Genomic DNA, 16,501 nt, shown 5'->3' with positions numbered 1-16,501 from the left:
GGTGTTCTGCGAGAGGGGCTTGCTACGTGACCGACCCAGAATCCGTCAGCGCCAGGGTGCGGGCCCTCGTCGGGCAGCCGACCGGCGGCACCGGGAAGCCGTCGGTGGCGCCGGACCCGGTGAACCAGCCGATGATCCGGCACTGGGCGTACGCGATGGCCGACATGAACCCGGTGTACCTCGACCCGGAGTTCGCGGCCTCGTCCCGGTTCGGCGGCATCGTGTCGCCACCGGTGATGCTGCAGACGTGGACGATGCCATCGCCGATACTGGAGGGAATCGGCGAGCGTGGCGGGGCACCGATCGAGATCAAAAGCAACCCAACGGAATTCCTCGACGAGGCCGGCTACACCAGCACGGTGGCGACCAATTCGGAGTTCGAGATCGAGCGTTACCCTCGGCTGGGCGATGTGATCAGCGCGACGACGGTCTACGAATCGGTCTCCGACGAGAAGAAGACGGCGCTGGGCACCGGTTTCTTTCTGACGTGGCTGACCACCTACACCGACCAGAACGGCGAAGTGTTGGGGCGGCAGCGATTCCGGGTGCTGCGATTCAGGCCGGCGAACTGATGGCGGCCCGTCTGGCGCCGGCGATCACCCCGGACACCGAATTCTTCTGGAATGGATTGCGGGAGAACAAACTCCTGATTCAGCGGTGCGGCGGCTGCGGGCAGCTCCGCCACCCGCCCAGGCCAATGTGCCCGCACTGCCGTTCTCTCGAGTGGGACACGATCGAGGCCTGCGGCCTCGGCACGGTGTACAGCTACGTGATGCCACACGAACCCAAGTTCCCGTTCTTCGACTATCCCTACGTCGTCGCGCTGGTGGAACTCGAGGAAGGGGTGCGGCTGGTGTCCAACCTGACCGGCATCGATCCGTCCGACGTGACAACCGGTTTGGCGGTGGAAGTCTACTACCAGACGTTCGACGACGGCCTCGTGTTGCACCAATTCCGGTGCCGCGCAATCGATTCGGAAGGACAGGCATGACGACCACCGCGAACCGCACTTTGCAGTGGCGGGACATTTCGGTCGGTGACGAGGTCACGCCCCTGGAAATCCCGATCACCACCACGATGATCGTTGCCGGCGCGATCGCCACCCGTGACTTCATGCCCGTGCATCACGACCGTGACTACGCCAAGCAGCGGGGTTCGCCGAACTTGTTCATGAACATCCTGACCACCAACGGCTATTGCGTACGCTTCCTCACCGATTGGGCGGGGCCCGAGGCGATGGTCAAGAACCTGTCGATTCGCCTGGGCGTGCCGTGCTTTCCGGACGATCCGCTGCGGTTCACCGGCAGCGTCACCGGAAAGCGTGAAGGCTCGGGGGGCGAGAACTTTGTCGAGGTGACCTTCGCGGGGGCCAACAGCCTGGGCGACCACGTCTCCGGCACCGCGGTGCTCAGCCTGCTCGACGGGCCGGGCGCATGAGCCGGACGCGTCCGGGCAGCCTTCCCGGAAGCTGCGCCATCGTGGGGATCGGTCAGACGGAGTTCTCCAAGGAATCCGGGCGCAGCGAACTGCAATTGGCGTGCGAGGCCGTCAGCGCCGCGCTGGATGACGCCGGCCTGACCCCCGGCGACGTCGACGGCATGGTCACGTTCACCATGGATTCCAGCGACGAGATCGACATCGCACGCAACGTGGGCATCGGCGATCTGAGCTTCTTCTCCCGCGTGCACCACGGCGGGGGCGCCGCCGCCGGCACCGTGGTGCACGCGGCGATGGCGGTCGCCACGGGCGTGGCCGATGTCGTGGTGTGCTGGCGTGCCTTCAACGAACGCTCCGGGTTCCGGTTCGGCGGCAGTGGGCGCAGCATGGCCGAAACCCCGTTGTTCATGGCGCATTACGCGCCGTTCGGGCTGCTCACTCCCGCGGCCTGGGTCGCGATGCACGCCCAGCGGTACATGTCGACGTACGGCGTCACCAACTCCGACTTCGGCCGGATCGCCGTCGTCGACCGAAAGCATGCGGCGACAAACCCCGACGCCTGGTTCTACCAGCGCCCGATCACGTTGGAAGATCATCAGAATTCGCGCTGGATCGTCGAACCGGTGCTGCGGTTGCTGGACTGCTGCCAGGAGAGCGACGGCGGTGTCGCGCTCGTCGTCACCAGCGCCGAACGCGCCCGCGACCTGCGGCAGCCCCCGGCCATCATCACCGCGGCCGCGCAGGGCGCGGCCTACAACGGCGAGATGATGACGAGCTACTACCGCGACGACATCACCGGTCTGCCCGAGATGGGGGTGGTGGCCCGCCAGCTGTGGCGCGATTCGGGCCTCAAGCCGCAAGACATCCAAACCGCCTTCATCTACGACCACTTCACGCCGTTCGTGTTCACCCAGCTCGAGGAACTGGGCTTCTGCGGGCGCGGCGAGGCCAAGGACTTCGCCACCGTCGAGCGACTGTCGTTAGGCGGCGATCTTCCGATCAACACCAACGGCGGCCTGTTGGGTGAGGCGTACATCCACGGGATGAACGGCATCACCGAAGGGGTGCGCCAGGTCCGCGGCACCTCGCACAACCAGGTCGACAACGTCGAACACGTTCTGGTCACCTCCGGAACCGGCGTGCCCACCAGTGGGCTGATCCTCGCGCCGGCGGGCTGAGGGGACGTTGGTCTTGTGACGACTCAACCGGCCCAGGCCGCAGACACCCGCGAGCTCATCGTCGAATCGGCGTTCACGTGTTTCGGCAAGCAGGGATTGGACAAGGCGACGATCGTCGACATCGCCAAGCAAGCGAGGGTATCCCGCAGCACCATCTATGAGTACTTCAGCGACAAGGCCGCGATTGTCGAGGCGTGCGCCGAGCACGCGTCGCAGCAGTTCTACCGCGAGATGACCAAGGCGATGAGCCGCGGCAGCACGCTGGAGGACAAGCTCAGTCGCGCAGCGGTATTCGTCACCCAGGCGCGGCGGACCATTGCCTCCGAGAAGTATTTTGACGAGGATGCGATCAGCCTGTTGCTGACCAAGGACGCCCGCGTGCTGCTGCGCGAATGCGTCGAGTTCTTCGCCCCGTACCTGTCGGCCGCCAGGCTCACGGGCGAGGTGCGCAAGGATCTCGACGTCGAGGCGGCCGGCGAGTGGTTCGCACGGATCCTGTTCTCGCTCTTCAGCACTCCGTCGTCGACCCTGGACATGGACGATCCCGACGTGGCCGCGGAGTTCGTGCGCGCCCACGTGGTGCGCGGCTTCGCCAGCGACCGGCCGCGGCCCCGCCGCGCTCAGTGAAGCGGCTTTGCGTGTCAATCGTCGGCTTTGCGTGTGAATCCTGGGTTGGGATCATCGGCGTGTCGCCGCCGTAGGCTCACACTCGAAGCCGTGAGCGCACACTCAACGCGACCGGCTCAGCGCCCGACCAAAGCCCGCAAGAAGAACGTCAGGTTGGCGGGCCGCTCGGCCAGTCGCCGCATGAAGTACCCGTACCACTGCGTGCCGAACGGCAGATACACGCGCACGTGGTTACCGGCCCCGGTGAGGCGGCGCTGCTCGTCGTCGCGGATGCCGTACAGCATCTGGTATTCGAATTCGCCGGCGCCACGGCCCGATTCGCGGGCAATGGCGCTGGCCGCGTTGATCACAGCCGGGTCGTGGGAGGCCACCATCGGGTAGCCAGTCCCGGTCATCAGCACCCGCAGGCAGGCCAGGTACGCCTCCGTCACCTCGGCCCGCCCGCGATACGCCACCGACGCGGGCTCGTCGTAGGCGCCCTTGCACAGCCGGACCCGGGCCCCGGACGCCGCGAACTCCTCGCAGTCGCCCGGCGTGCGCCGCAGATATGCCTGCAAAGCCACGCCCAGCCAAGCGAACTCGGCCCGCAGATCGCGCACGATGGACAGCGTCGACTCGGTGGTGGTGTGGTTCTCCGCGTCCACCGTCACCCACACACCCGCGCGCCGGGCCGCATCGCAGATCGACCACGCGTTCTCCCGCGCGATCTTGTGCCCGTCGCGCCCCAGCGTCTGTCCCAGCGCGGACAACTTGATCGAGACCTCCAGCGGCCGCACCACGTCGCCCCCGGCATCGAGGTCGCCCAGACCGTCGATCAGCTCCAGGTAGACCTGCACCGCCGCGTCGGCGTCGTCGGTGCTCAGGACGTCCTCGCCCAGATAGTCGACGCTGACGAGCCGGCCCGACGAGCGCAGCGCCGCAACGCCATTCAGCGCGGATCCGATCGTCTCCCCGGGAACGAAGCGGCGCACCACACGACGGGTGACCGGCAACCGCTGGGCGGCGCGGCGCACCACGTCGCCTCGTGCCGCCGCCAGGATCGCCGGGCGCAGGGTGCTCGCGAAGACTCCGGGCATCACTCGGCGCCCATGTGCGGGTAGGTGTGCCGGGTGGCGGGGACGAACGTCTCCTTGATGGTGCGGGCCGACGTCCAGCGCAACAGGTTCAGCATCGATCCGGCCTTGTCGTTGGTGCCCGAGCCGCGCGAGCCCCCGAACGGCTGGCGCCCGACGACCGCGCCCGTCGGCTTGTCGTTGATGTAGAAGTTGCCGGCGGCAAACCGCAGCCGGTGCTGGGCCGTCAGCACGGCGTCCCGGTCGTCGGCGATCACCGCGCCGGTCAGCGCGTACCGGGAACCGCGGTCGACGACGTCGAGGATCCTGTCGTAATCGTCGTCGGGATAGACGTGCACCGACAGCAGCGGCCCGAAGTATTCGGTGGAAAACGACTCATCGGTCGGATCATCGGACAGCAAGACGGTGGGGCGTACGAAATAGCCTTCGCGGTCGTCATATTCGCCGCCGACGGCGATGGTCACGTGTGGCGCGCCCTTCGCCCGCTCGATGGCGTCGACGTTCTTGATGAAGGCGCGCCGGTCGATCAGCGCGCCGCCGAAGTTGGCGAGATCGGTGACGTCGCCGTAGCGCAGCGCGGCCGTCTCCCCCAAAAAGTCGTCACCCATGCGGCGCCACACCGACTGCGGGATGAAGGCCCGCGATGCCGCCGAGCATTTCTGCCCCTGGTAGTCGAAGGCCCCGCGAATCAGGGCCGTGCACAACACATCCGGGCGCGCGGACGCGTGCGCGACCACGAAGTCCTTGCCGCCGGTCTCGCCGACCAGGCGCGGATAGCTGTGGTAGTGGCCGATATTCGTGCCGACCTGATACCACAGCCGCTGGAAGGTGGCCGTCGACCCGGTGAAGTGGATGCCGGCCAGCCGCCGATCGGCCAGCGCCACATCGGAAACCGCGAAGCCGTCGCCGGCCACCAGATTGATCACCCCGGGCGGCAGGCCGGCGGCCTCGAGCAGCTGCATGGTCAGATAGGCCGACAACGTCTGGGTGATCGAGGGTTTCCAGATCACGGTGTTACCCATCAGCGCCGGGGCGGTCGGCAGGTTACCCGCGATGGAGGTGAAGTTGAACGGCGTGATCGCGTACACGAAGCCGTCGAGCGGGCGGTACTCGCTGCGGTTCCACTCCCCCGGCCCGCTGATCGGTTGCTGCGCCAGAATCTGTTGCGCGAACGCCACGTTGAAGCGCCAGAAGTCGATCTGCTCGCACGGCGAGTCGATCTCGGCCTGATAGGCGGACTTGGATTGGCCGAGCATCGTCGCGGCGGCGATTTTCTCCCGCCACGGCCCGGCCAGCAGGTCGGCGGCGCGCAGGAACACCGCCGCCCGCTCGTCGAACGGCATTGCCGCCCAGCCGCTTTTGGCGGCCATCGCGGCGTCGATCGCCGCCGTCGCGTCGGCGTGCACGGCGTTGGTCAGGGTGCCCAGCTTCGCGGCGTGCCGGTGCGGCTGGACGACATCGATGCGCTCACCCTCGCCCATCCGGTGATCGCCGCCGATGACGTGCGGCAGGTCGATCGGATGCTCGGCCAGCGCGGTCAGTTCGGCGCGCAGTCGGGTGCGTTCCGGGGAACGCGGCGCGTAGTCGTGGACCGGCTCGTTGGCCGGCATCGGGACCTGAGTGACGGCGTCCATGACGCCAGGATCCTCGCGGCGATCGCGCATGGAGTTAGCTGATCGAACAATACACGACTGGATTCATAGTAGAATCGGACAACATGGCCGGTGTGGGGCTGGGTCAGCTGTTGCTCGCGCTGGACGCGACCCTGGTCAGCCTCGCCGATGCCCCCCGTGGCCTGGACCTGCCGGTGGGTTCGGCCGCGCTGATCGACTCCGACGACGTGCGCCTGGGTCTCGCGGCCGCGGCGGGCGCCGCCGACGTCTTCTTCCTGTTGGGGGTCGCCGACGACGAGGCGATGCGATGGATGGGCAGGCAGTCGCGCGCGCGCGTGCCGGTGGCCATCTTCGTCAAAGAGCCCTCCCCCGCGCTGGTGAGCACGGCCGTCGCGGCGGGCGCGGCGGTGGTGGCCGTCGAGCCGCGCGCCCGGTGGGAACGCCTCTACCAATTGGTCAATCACGTCCTCGAGCATCACGGCGACCGCGCCGACGCGATGGACGACTCGGGCACCGACTTGTTCGGGCTGGCGCAGTCGCTCGCCGACCGCATCCACGGCATGGTCAGCATCGAGGACGCGCAATCCCATGTCTTGGCCTACTCGGCGTCCAACGACGAAGCCGACGAGTTGCGGCGCCTTTCCATCCTGGGCAGGGCCGGCCCGCCCGAACATCTGGAGTGGATCGGCCAATGGGGCATCTTCGATGCCCTGCGATCGGGCACCGAGGTGGTGCGCGTCGACGAGCGGCCCGAGCTGGGCCTGCGCCCGCGGCTGGCCCTCGGGATCCACCAGCCCGCGACCGACGCGCGGCGCCCGCGCGAATTCGCCGGAACCATCTGGGTGCAGCAGGGCTCACAACCGCTGGCCGACGACGCCGAGGAGATGTTGCGCGGCGCCGCCGTGCTGGCCGCCCGCATCATGTGGCGGCTGGCGGCCCGGCCCTCCACCCACGCCCGGCGGGTCCAGCAATTGCTGGGCCTGGCCGACGAACCCGTCGACGCCGCGATCATCGCCGGCGAACTCGGACTGGCCGCCGACACCACCGCAGCCCTGATCGGGTGGGACGCCGCCGACGCTTCGGCCGGCCAGGCGCGGCTCGCCGACATAATTGCGCTGAGCGCCAGCGCATTCCGCCGCGACGCCCAGGTGGCCTCGAACGGTTCACGAACGTACGTGCTGCTTCCCGTGGCCCGGACCCAGACGCAGCATCGGTCGGTCATCTCCTGGGTGCGGGGCACCATCGGCGCCATGCGCGCCGAGCTCGGGGTGCAGCTGCGGGCGGCCATCGCGGCTCCGGTCGCGGGCCTGGCCGGGGCCGCCGCGGCGCGCGTCGAGGTGGATCGCGTGCTGGACAGCGCTGAGCGCCATCCCATTTCGTTCGGGCAGGTGACTTCGCTGGCCGAAGCGCGCACCACCGTCCTGGTCGACGAGATCGTGACCCTGGTCGGCAGCGACGAGCGCCTGATCGATCCGCGGATCGTGCAGCTGGGCGAAGACGATCCGGTGCTCGCGGAAACGCTGCGGACCTACCTGGACGCCTTCGGCGACATCGCCGCGGCCGCACAGGCATTGCGGGTGCATCCGAATACGGTTCGCTACCGCGTGCGGCGAATCGAGAAGCTGCTGTCGACCTCGCTGGCCGACCCCGAGGTCCGGCTGCTGTTCTCGCTGGGACTGCGGATCCTGGAACGGCGCCGACACACGGGCACGCCGGTCCGCGCCGACCGCCTTGGGACGATTTGACGACATTTGCTCGGAGGGGATGCAAGAATGTCACCCCGTAAGGTGATGACGACGCAGGAAGCCGGTGCGAATCCGGCGCGGTCCCGCCACTGTCATCGGGGAGCGAACCTCAACGGCCACGGCTGAAAAGCTGGAAGGCGAGGCGAGCGGCGATCCGAGAGCCAGGACACTCGCGTCATCGCGTACTGCGACCCGGGGCGGGTGTACCCCGAGAGAGCTGTCAACGTCCATGTTTCGTCCGGCATGGGTGGCCTTCAATGCCGCCGTCACAGCGGCGCGGTGCCGCCGCGCCCACTCCCGTCACACCGATCCGCGCGGCGGCGAGCGATGACCGCCCCGATCTGGATGGCCTCCCCTCCCGAGGTGCATTCGACGCTGCTCAGCAGCGGACCGGGGCCGGGCCCGCTGCTGGCGTCCGCGGCGACCTGGAGCTCGCTGAGCGTGGAATATGCCGAAACGGCCAACGAGCTGACCGCGCTGCTGGACGCCGTGCAGGCCGGCAGCTGGGACGGTCCGAGCGCCGCGGAGTACGCGGCCGCGCACGCGCCGTATCTCGCCTGGCTGGCGCAGGCCAGCGCCGACAGCGCGACCATGGCCGCCCAGCAGGACCTCGCCGCCACCGCCTACACCGTGGCCCTCGCGGCCATGCCGACGATGCCCGAGCTGGCCGCCAATCACGCCGCCCACGCCGTCTTGACGGCGACGAATTTCTTTGGCATCAACACGATTCCGATCGCGGTGAACGAAGCCGACTACGCGCGGATGTGGGTTCAGGCGGCCACGGTGATGAGCACGTACGAGGGCGTGGCGACCGCCGCGGTGGCCACCGCGCCGCCGGCCGAGCCGGCTCCCGAGGTCATGAAGGCCACCGCGCCGGCCGCCACGGCGGAGCAGTCGTCGTCGTATCCCCCCGACACGCAGGACCAGTGGATGGACTGGCTGGAGAAGACCGGGTTCGTCGACTTCTACAACCGGTTCATCCAGCCGTTGATCGACCAGCTGATGAACAATCCGTTCTTCCAGTCCATGTTCTCCGGTTTCGACCCGTGGCTGCCTTCACTGGGCAACCCGTTGAGCTTTTTGAACCCGTTCAACATCGCGTTCGCGCTGGGCTACCCGATGGACTTCGGTTCGTACTTCGCCTATCTCGGGCAGATGTTCAGCTTCGTCGCGGCGGACCTGGCGGCGGCATTCGCCTCGGGCAACCCCGCGACGATCGCGTGGACCATCCTGTTCACCACCATCGAAGTGATCGGCACGGTCATCACCGACACCATCGCGCTGATCAAGACGTTGCTCGAGCAGATGATCGTGCTGATTCCGCTCATCGTGCCGCTGCTGACCGTCGCCGTGGTCCCGCTGGTCGTCCCCACCCTGATCGGAGGCTTGGCGGGCCTGACGGGCCTGGCCGGGCTGCACGCCATCCCGATCGTGCCGATCATCCCGGCCCCGGCACTCGTCCCCGTGGCACTGGCACCCACCCCGCCGCCCACGCCGACCCCGGCGCCATCTCCGGCGCCCACGCCGGCCTCCACACCCGCCGCGGCTCCCGCGTCGCCCGCGCCCGGCGCCCCGCCGCCCACACCGGCGGGACCGCCGGTCGCGGCGATGCAAGGCCTGGGCTACATGGTCGGTGGCCTGGCCGCGGACGCGCGCCGGGCCGCGAGCACCAGCGCCCGCGCCCGAAGGGCGGCGGCGGCCGACGCCGCCGAGGCCGAAGCCGTGGCCCTGCCGGAGGAAGACGCGACGAAGAAGCGCCGGCAACGGGTCAAGGTCTCCCAGCTCGGCCGGGGCTACGAATACATGGATCTCGAGCCCGAGCCGGCGACGACGGCCTCGGACCGGCCCGCGCCGACGATGGGGTTCGCCGGAACCGTCCCCACGAAGACCGCCGCCGCGCCGGCGGGATTGAGCGCACTCGTCGTCGACGAGTTCGACGACGGCCCCCGCACGCCGATGATGCCGGGAACCTGGGACACTGGCGCGACGGGTTCGAAAACGTAAGGCGCATAGGCCGTTTGGCCCGCCACGGTTTCTCGCGGCCCGGGCCTCGCACGACCGTCATACGCGAAAGGGCCGAGGCGGTAACCTGGCCCGCATGCAACATACGTCCGTCGTCTCCCTGTTGCGGGAACGCGCCGGTCTGCAGCCCGACGAGTTAGCCTTTCTCTATACCGATTACGAGCAGGACTGGGCGGGCGTCACCGAATCGCTGACGTGGGCGCAGCTGTATCGGCGGACCCTGCACGTTGCGCACGAGGTCACGCGGACCGCCAGCAGCGGGGAGCGGGCCGTGATCCTTGCCCCCCAAGGCCTCCCCTACATCGTGGCGTTCCTCGGCGCGATACAGGCCGGGCTGATCGCGGTACCGCTGATGGTTCCGCAGCCGGGCACGCACGACGAGCGGGTCAGTGCCGTCCTGGCCGACACCGGGCCGGCCGTCGTTCTCACCACCTCCACGGCCGCCGCGGCCGTGGACGAATATCTGCAGCGGCCGCACGGTGCGACCCCGGCCGTCATCGAGGTCGACTCCCTGAGCCTCGACGATCCGAATCCGCCGGGCATCCGCGTCAGCGACGCCCCGAGCATCGCGTACCTGCAGTACACGTCGGGCTCCACCCGCCTTCCGGCCGGAGTCATGGTCTCGCACCGGAACCTGCACGTGAATTTCCAGCAGCTGATGGCCGCCTACTTCCCGGATTTCAACGGCGTGGCCCCCCGCGACAGCGTGTGCGTGTCGTGGCTGCCCTTCTACCACGACATGGGCCTGATGCAAGGCGTCATCGCTCCGATCCTCGGCGGTTACCCCGGTGTGCTGACGAGCCCGGTCGCGTTCCTGCAGCGGCCCGCACGGTGGATCCAGGCGATGGCCCAGGCCGTTCCGGTCTTCTCGGCCGCACCGAACTTCGCCTTCGAACTCGCGGCGCGCAAGTCGACGGACGCGGACCTGGCCGGGCTCGACCTGGGCAACATCATCAGCATCGTCAGCGGCGCCGAACGAATTCATCCCGCCACGCTCGACCGGTTCTGTAAACGGTTCGCCCCGTACAACTTTCGCGAAGACATGATGCAACCCTCCTACGGCCTGGCGGAGGCGACCGTCTACGTGGCCAGCCGTGCGCAGGCCGGCGCCCCGAAAGTCGTTCACTTCGACCCGGAGAAGCTGGCGCAGGGCAACGCCCAGCCGTCCTCCACACGGACCGGCTCGCCGCTGCTGAGCTACGGCGTGCCACAATCACCGACGGTACGAATCGTGGACCCCGACACCGGCACGCTGTGCCCGCACGGAACGGTCGGCGAAATCTGGGTCCACGGCGACAACGTGGCCGACGGCTATTGGCAAAAGCCGGAGGAAACGCAGCGCACCTTCGGCGCCGTCCTGGCCGACCCGTCGCCGGGCACCCCCGAGGGCCCGTGGCTGCGCACCGGTGATCTCGGCTTTCTCTGCGACGGCGAGTTGTTCATCGTGGGCAGGATGAAGGATTTGCTGATCGTCTACGGGCGCAACCACTATCCGGAGGACATCGAGTCGACCGTGCAGGCGATCACCGGCGGCCGCGTCGCGGCGATCGCGGTGCCGGTGGACGAGACCGAGAAATTGGTGACCATCATCGAACTGAAGAACCGCGGCGAGTCCGGCGAGCGCGGGCAGCGCGGCCTCGACGCCCTCAAGAACGATGTGACCGCGGCGATTTCGGACTCGCACGGGCTCAACGTGGCCGACCTGGTGCTGGTGGCGCCCGGATCGATTCCCACCACGACGAGCGGCAAGATCCGGCGGGCCGCGTGCGTCGAGCGGTACCGACGGCAACAGTTCACCCGGCTGGACGCCTGACCGGTCCGGTATCTGCGATGTTGTTCACCATCGGTGTGATGGCCCTTGCCGTGAGCCTGGAGCCGTTCCGGATCGGCATGACGGTGCTGATGCTCAATCGCCCCAAGCCGCTGCTGCAATTGCTCGCATTTGTGGCCGGCGGGTTCGCGATGGGGTTGACGGTGGGTGCGACCGTCTTGTTCGTCCTCCGGCGCGTACTGCTGCGCTCGACATACTTCACCTTGCCCCGCGTGCAGATCCTCATCGGCGCACTGGCATTGGCGGCCGCCGCGGGACTGGCGGTGAAGATCGTCGCGGACCGGCGGCGGGGATCCCGGGGCGTTCCTCCCGACCGCGACCGCGCCGGGCCCGCCTGGCTGACGACTCGGCTCCGACGACTGCTCGACGGACGTTCCCTGTGGGTCGCCGCCGCCGCGGGCCTCGGCATCGCGCTGCCGTCGGTGGATTACCTGGCCGCCCTGGCGGTCATCCTGGCGTCCGGAGCGCCGGTCATGACGCAATTGGGTGCGCTGCTGATGTTCAACGTCATCGCGTTCTCACTTGTCGAGATTCCATTGGTCGCTTACCTGTTGGCGCCGACGGCGACGCGCGCGGCGATGACCGCGCTGCAGGACTGGATACGGTCGCGGCGTCGCATCGAGGTCGCCGCGCTGCTCGTCGCGGTCGGGCTCGTCCTGCTGGCGGCGGGCTTGGCCGATCTCTGACAGCGGCGGCGGCACTACCGTCGGCTCAGGGCTTCGTTTCCTCGAGGAAGCGGCCCATCACATCCGGACCGGTGGAATGCATCGCGATCGACAGCTCCAACAGCCTGTCCTTGGCCTGCTTGGGCAGCAGCTCAATGGAGCGGGTGGTGGCGGAATCGTACTTGGATCCCGGATAGCGTTGCAGGACAATATTTTTCTGCTCTTCGGTGGTGTATATCTCCAGCAGCTTCATGCCTGCGAAAGCCTCGTTGGCCAGGTCGGCCATCCCGGCGTTCGCCAGCGCCTCCAGCCGCTCCTCGTTGATCCAGACGTTGACCTTGAAGTGTTTGTCGTCGCTGCTCACGAACCCTCCAATTGGTTGAGCGTGAAGACCGGCAGCCTGTCCCGCAAGTACTCCTCGGTGACGAACGGCGAACCCTGACCGTGCTTTGCGGCGCACTCCATCACGACCTCGAACACCTCGTGGCGCATCACCTTCTGCGTCGGCTTGACTTCGTCGGTCAGGATGCTTCGGATCAGGCTGCCGCTGAAGCTTTGCGCTTGTGAATCATGGCCGCACAGGGCGGAGTTGGTGACCTCCAGGCACACCGGGCAATACCAGTTCTCCCGCAGGAACACCGGCTTGATGCCCAGCTGGTCGCGGTACTGCTTGAGGATGTTCTGGGAATCGTACGGGTGGTAGAAATCGCCCACACCCGCGTGGTCTCGCCCGAACATGTGATGCGTGCAGCCCAGGTTCGTCCGCAGGATCGCGTGGAATATCGCCTCGCGTGGCCCCGCATACCGCATGTCCCAGAGGGTGAAGGACACCATGTGCACGTTCTCGCGAAAATATCCGCTGGTGCGTAGGGCGTTCTGCGCCAACAGTATTGCCTCGTCGATGTAATCGCCCACCCGCTTCTGGCCGATGATCGCGTTCACCAGCACGCCGGTGTTCAGATTGTCGACGGGCTGATCCTCGTTCGCGGCCAGCCACGCCTGTTTCATCAACGCCTCGTGCCCGGTGTGCGGAACGTTCCTGGTCTGGTGGGCGACCACCCGCTGCCAATGCCGCTCGGCCAACGCGTCCTGGTGCTGCTTGGGGGTGAGCCAGAAGCCTGCGAAGGGCTCGTTGAAAACGGGTTCGTTGATCAGCGTGACATCCCCGCCGATGAACCGGTTTTCGTAGCCCATGGTCTTCTTCACCCCGGGGTGTCGGGGATCGGTTGTGCCGTAGGTTTTTTCGGCCATGCGCTCGAGGTCGTATTCGTAGATCTCGGTGACGTCGAAGACGGCCATGGGGGCCCCGAGATAGTCGAGAACGACGCTGGCGCCTTCCTTGATATCGAATTCCGCGATGTCGTCGGCGGACATGTCGAAGACGATCGGAATGCTCCACAACGTTCCGTCCGGCAGCGCGAAGTTGTCCAGGGTCCCGTCGACCTCTTGGCGGCCCATGAAGCCGGTCAGTGGGGTGAAGAAACCGTAGGAAAGGCTGATGACTTCGTGCGCGGTGGCCTTCGAGATCGGCACGCGCGCCAACCCCTCGATCCGGCCGCTCGCGTCGTCCGTGGCCACCCGCTCCACGATCGGCTTCCCGTTGTGACCCGTGTAGCTCATGCCGTGACCTCGCTGCTCTCCAGGTCGTCGTGAACTCGGTGCAAGGCCCGGATGATGCCCGCCCTCTCGAGGTGGGCGATCACCTCGTCGGCCAGCGTGTCCGCGTCCTTCGTTCCGCCCTCGAGGCGCAGCTCCGGGCGCGCCGGGGCTTCGTAGGGGTCGTCGATCCCGGTGAATCCCTTGATTTCACCGGCCCGGGCCTTCTTGTAGAGACCCTTGGGATCGCGCTGCTCGCACACCTCGATCGGGGTGTCGATGAAGATCTCCTGGAAATCGCCGTCACCCAGCGTGGCCCGGATCGCGTCCCGATCACGCACGTAAGGGCTGATGAAGGCCGTCAAAGCGATGACGCCGGCCTCGCAGAACAGCTTCGCGACCGCGCCGATGCGGCGGATGTTCTCCTCACGGTCCTCGGCGGTAAATCCCAGCCCGAACCGCTTGGCGAACTCGGGCCCATGGCGTTCCTCGAGCAGCTCCGGACCGGCGTTGAGCCCGTAGCGGACGTTGTCGCCGTCCAGGAGATAGCTCCGGATGCCCCGCTCGTAGAGCTTTTGTTCGACGATGTTGGCGACCGTGCTCTTGCCGCTGCCGCTCAGCCCGGTGAACCAGATGACGCAACCCTGGTGGCCGTTGAGTTCCTCGCGCTCGCCGCGGCTGATCTTGTGTTCGTGCCAGGTGATGTTGTTCGGCATTTCTCGATCCTGTTCGCAACGAAGTCGATGCGCAGCTACGGCGCCGCCGCCACACACCTTCACCATATTGCTTATCAACCAAACCCGATCAGAACCAGCCTACAAGTAAAGATGGTCAACTTACGGAGTTTTTGGCGGCGGGGATCGCGCCCCCGCGGTCCCCGCACGGGGTTCGGCCAGCAAACGAAATCCCCAGGGTTCGAGCGACGCCGGCCGGCGCGGTCTTCGCCGTGACGCCGGGAGGTGACCCGTGTTTGCTACAACGCCGGCCCGGGACGCAATTAACTGACGAGCGCGTCGACACTCGGCCCGCTGGTGACCCCGGCTGTCGATCGCTTGTGCGTCAACCGCTTCTGGCCGTCGAATGCGGGTCGTTGGGTTTTACTCAAGCAGAGAAAAATTTGCTTTCACGCCGCCCCGGGCGCCAAAGGGCCAGGACGCCAGACGCGCAAGCCCGTCATAACCGCGCGTGAGCCTCGATCGTCGACAATCCGGCGAACATGCCGCAACGTCGCCGGCAAATTTGCAGCAGACGAGGCGACGCCGAGGCGGCCGTAAACACCAAGTAAATTTCATTTAACATTCCGATGATCAAGTCCCTTGACTCGCTTGCCATTGCCTGCTCGTCGACGCGCCTGGGCCGCAACGCACGAGGCCGTCGTCGCCCGCGAGAGCTAGCGACGGTCCCGGGTTCACCGCCAGTCGGCTCTGCCGCCTGGTGGCGGAATGCTCCCGGGGCCGACCGACGAAGAGGAAGTACCAATGCTCGATTTCGGGGCCCTGCCACCAGAAATCAACTCGACCAGAATGTATGCCGGCCCCGGCTCGGCGCCGATGGTCGCCGCGGCGGCCGCCTGGGACGTGCTGGCCAACGGGCTGGAGACCGCGTCGCGCGGGTACTCCGCGGTGATCGCCCAGCTGGAAGGTGAGAGCTGGACCGGCAGCGCCGCGGCCGCGATGGCCACCGCGGCGGCCCCGTACGTGGCATGGCTGGCGGCCGCGGGGGCCCAGGCCGAACAGGCGGCCAGCCAGGCGCGGGCCGCGGCGGCCGCCTACGAGGCGGCCTTCGGCGCGACGGTGCCGCCCGCGCTGGTCACGGCCAACCGCACCCTCCTGGCGCAACTGGTCGCGAGCAACCTCCTGGGACAGAACACCGCGATGATCGGGGCGACCGAGGGCGCCTACGAACAGATGTGGGCCCAGGATGCCGCCGCCATGTACGGCTACGCCGCCTCGTCGTCGGGCGCGACGACGCTGACGCAGTTCCACGAGCCCCCGCGGACCACCAACGCCGACGGCCAGCCCGGGCAAGCCGCAGCGGTCGCCCAGGCCACGAACGGCTCGGCCGCGTCGCAATCTCATGCCGCGTTGTCCCGGACGATGTCGACCGTGCCGCAGAAGTTGCAAAACCTCTCCGAAACGCCACCTTCTGGCGGCACTTCGACCGGCTCCGCGCTCGACGCCGTCGACGATTTCAACACGCTGACGGCGCCGGTGAACCTCGGCGACGCCATGAGCCGCACCGTCACGTCGGCGGGCACCTTCGGCACCGGGGCCTTCCGCGCCAACCTGCAGGCGGCGAGCGAAGCCGCCAAAGCCGCCGTCGCCCCCGCCGCGGCGGCGAGCGTCTCGACCGGCACGGCGGGCGTCGCCGGGCCGACCCTCGCGAGCACGGGCAGCGCGAGCGCGGTGGGCCGGCTGTCGGTCCCGCAGAGCTGGGCGGCGACGAACCCGACGATCGCCACCGTCGCCGAGTCGCATTGGCTGTCGGATGCCGAGCTCGACGGTGGGCCGTCATGGCACGAAGGGCCGGCGACCAACATGTGGGGCGGGGCTCCGGCGGCGGGCGCGGGCGCCTCCTCGGCGCTGCTGTCGCGGCCCTCGGTCAACAACGTCTTACGGGTGGCCCCACGCCAATTCAAGATGCCGCGTCCTTCCGCGGGCGGATAGCCACCCACTCCCACCCTTCAGTGCGGGCACCACCCGCAGCGACCGTGT

15 protein-coding genes and 1 riboswitch are annotated in these 16,501 nt (G+C 67.9%); of the genes, 10 read left to right on the top strand and 5 right to left on the bottom strand.

Features of this window, described 5'->3' with window-relative positions:
* Nucleotides 1–26: 26 nt before the first annotated feature.
* From W7S_RS06095 to W7S_RS06075, 5 genes are read left to right on the top strand one after another with little or no spacing between them, the layout of a single operon-like run.
* Complete coding sequence (locus tag W7S_RS06095) at nucleotides 27–572, top strand: MaoC family dehydratase N-terminal domain-containing protein (RefSeq protein WP_008254577.1); 546 nt, start codon at nucleotides 27–29, stop codon at nucleotides 570–572.
* Nucleotides 572–991 (top strand): Zn-ribbon domain-containing OB-fold protein, encoded by a 420-nt coding sequence (locus W7S_RS06090; RefSeq protein WP_008254575.1) that lies wholly within the window; start codon nucleotides 572–574, stop codon nucleotides 989–991. The genes W7S_RS06095 and W7S_RS06090 overlap by 1 nt, the downstream gene beginning before the upstream one ends.
* A complete protein-coding gene (locus W7S_RS06085) occupies nucleotides 988–1,437 on the top strand; it encodes a MaoC family dehydratase (protein WP_008254573.1) in 450 nt (149 codons plus the stop codon). Before W7S_RS06090 ends, W7S_RS06085 begins: the two co-directional genes overlap by 4 nt.
* Entirely contained in the window at nucleotides 1,434–2,615 is a 1,182-nt protein-coding gene (locus W7S_RS06080) for a lipid-transfer protein (protein WP_008254570.1), read from the top strand. The genes W7S_RS06085 and W7S_RS06080 overlap by 4 nt, the downstream gene beginning before the upstream one ends.
* Before the next feature lie 15 nt (nucleotides 2,616–2,630).
* Nucleotides 2,631–3,242, top strand: coding sequence for a TetR/AcrR family transcriptional regulator (locus tag W7S_RS06075; protein ID WP_008254567.1), 612 nt, complete (start codon nucleotides 2,631–2,633; stop codon nucleotides 3,240–3,242).
* 116 nt (nucleotides 3,243–3,358) lie between these two features.
* Here the strand turns inward: W7S_RS06075 and W7S_RS06070 are convergent, their stop codons facing one another.
* The gene (locus W7S_RS06070; protein ID WP_008254565.1) at nucleotides 3,359–4,318 is read right to left on the bottom strand and encodes a proline dehydrogenase family protein; all 960 of its coding nucleotides are present in this window, start codon (nucleotides 4,316–4,318) and stop codon (nucleotides 3,359–3,361) included.
* Nucleotides 4,318–5,949 carry an L-glutamate gamma-semialdehyde dehydrogenase gene (pruA, locus tag W7S_RS06065; protein ID WP_008254563.1) on the bottom strand — a complete coding sequence of 544 codons (1,632 nt, stop codon included), beginning with the start codon at nucleotides 5,947–5,949 and terminating at the stop codon, nucleotides 4,318–4,320. Before pruA ends, W7S_RS06070 begins: the two co-directional genes overlap by 1 nt.
* An 83-nt stretch (nucleotides 5,950–6,032) precedes the next feature.
* Here pruA and W7S_RS06060 point away from each other — a divergent pair, with 83 nt between their 5' ends.
* From W7S_RS06060 to W7S_RS06045, 4 genes are all read left to right on the top strand, one after another.
* The gene (locus W7S_RS06060) at nucleotides 6,033–7,673 is read left to right on the top strand and encodes a CdaR family transcriptional regulator (protein WP_008254561.1); all 1,641 of its coding nucleotides are present in this window, start codon (nucleotides 6,033–6,035) and stop codon (nucleotides 7,671–7,673) included.
* A gap of 10 nt (nucleotides 7,674–7,683) precedes the next feature.
* A riboswitch (cobalamin riboswitch) is annotated at nucleotides 7,684–7,866 on the top strand.
* 134 nt (nucleotides 7,867–8,000) lie between these two features.
* Complete coding sequence (locus W7S_RS06055; RefSeq protein ID WP_008254559.1) at nucleotides 8,001–9,677, top strand: PPE family protein; 1,677 nt, start codon at nucleotides 8,001–8,003, stop codon at nucleotides 9,675–9,677.
* 94 nt (nucleotides 9,678–9,771) lie between these two features.
* On the top strand, nucleotides 9,772–11,508 hold the full coding sequence (fadD21, locus tag W7S_RS06050) for a fatty-acid--AMP ligase FAAL21/FadD21 (protein ID WP_008254558.1): 1,737 nt from the start codon (nucleotides 9,772–9,774) through the stop codon (nucleotides 11,506–11,508).
* A gap of 17 nt (nucleotides 11,509–11,525) precedes the next feature.
* Nucleotides 11,526–12,212: a GAP family protein gene (locus W7S_RS06045; protein WP_008254555.1), complete on the top strand. Its 687-nt coding sequence runs from the start codon at nucleotides 11,526–11,528 to the stop codon at nucleotides 12,210–12,212.
* A 25-nt stretch (nucleotides 12,213–12,237) separates the two neighbouring features.
* Here W7S_RS06045 and W7S_RS06040 read toward each other — a convergent pair whose 3' ends face one another.
* From W7S_RS06040 to cysC, 3 genes are read right to left on the bottom strand one after another with little or no spacing between them, the layout of a single operon-like run.
* Nucleotides 12,238–12,555, bottom strand: coding sequence for a hypothetical protein (locus W7S_RS06040; RefSeq protein ID WP_008254554.1), 318 nt, complete (start codon nucleotides 12,553–12,555; stop codon nucleotides 12,238–12,240).
* Complete coding sequence (gene sat / locus W7S_RS06035) at nucleotides 12,552–13,811, bottom strand: sulfate adenylyltransferase (protein ID WP_008254551.1); 1,260 nt, start codon at nucleotides 13,809–13,811, stop codon at nucleotides 12,552–12,554. Before sat ends, W7S_RS06040 begins: the two co-directional genes overlap by 4 nt.
* Nucleotides 13,808–14,503, bottom strand: coding sequence for an adenylyl-sulfate kinase (cysC, locus tag W7S_RS06030; RefSeq protein WP_008254549.1), 696 nt, complete (start codon nucleotides 14,501–14,503; stop codon nucleotides 13,808–13,810). The genes sat and cysC overlap by 4 nt, the downstream gene beginning before the upstream one ends.
* Nucleotides 14,504–15,265: 762 nt before the next feature.
* On the opposite strand from cysC, the gene W7S_RS06025 reads away from it, so the two are divergent.
* Nucleotides 15,266–16,453: a PPE family protein gene (locus tag W7S_RS06025; protein WP_008254546.1), complete on the top strand. Its 1,188-nt coding sequence runs from the start codon at nucleotides 15,266–15,268 to the stop codon at nucleotides 16,451–16,453.
* Nucleotides 16,454–16,501: the final 48 nt, after the last annotated feature.

The organism is Mycobacterium sp. MOTT36Y (assembly GCF_000262165.1).
Taxonomy (GTDB): domain Bacteria; phylum Actinomycetota; class Actinomycetes; order Mycobacteriales; family Mycobacteriaceae; genus Mycobacterium; species Mycobacterium intracellulare.
The sequence above is the reverse complement of the archived record's forward strand: the minus strand, read 5'-3'. Positions and strand labels throughout refer to the sequence as shown.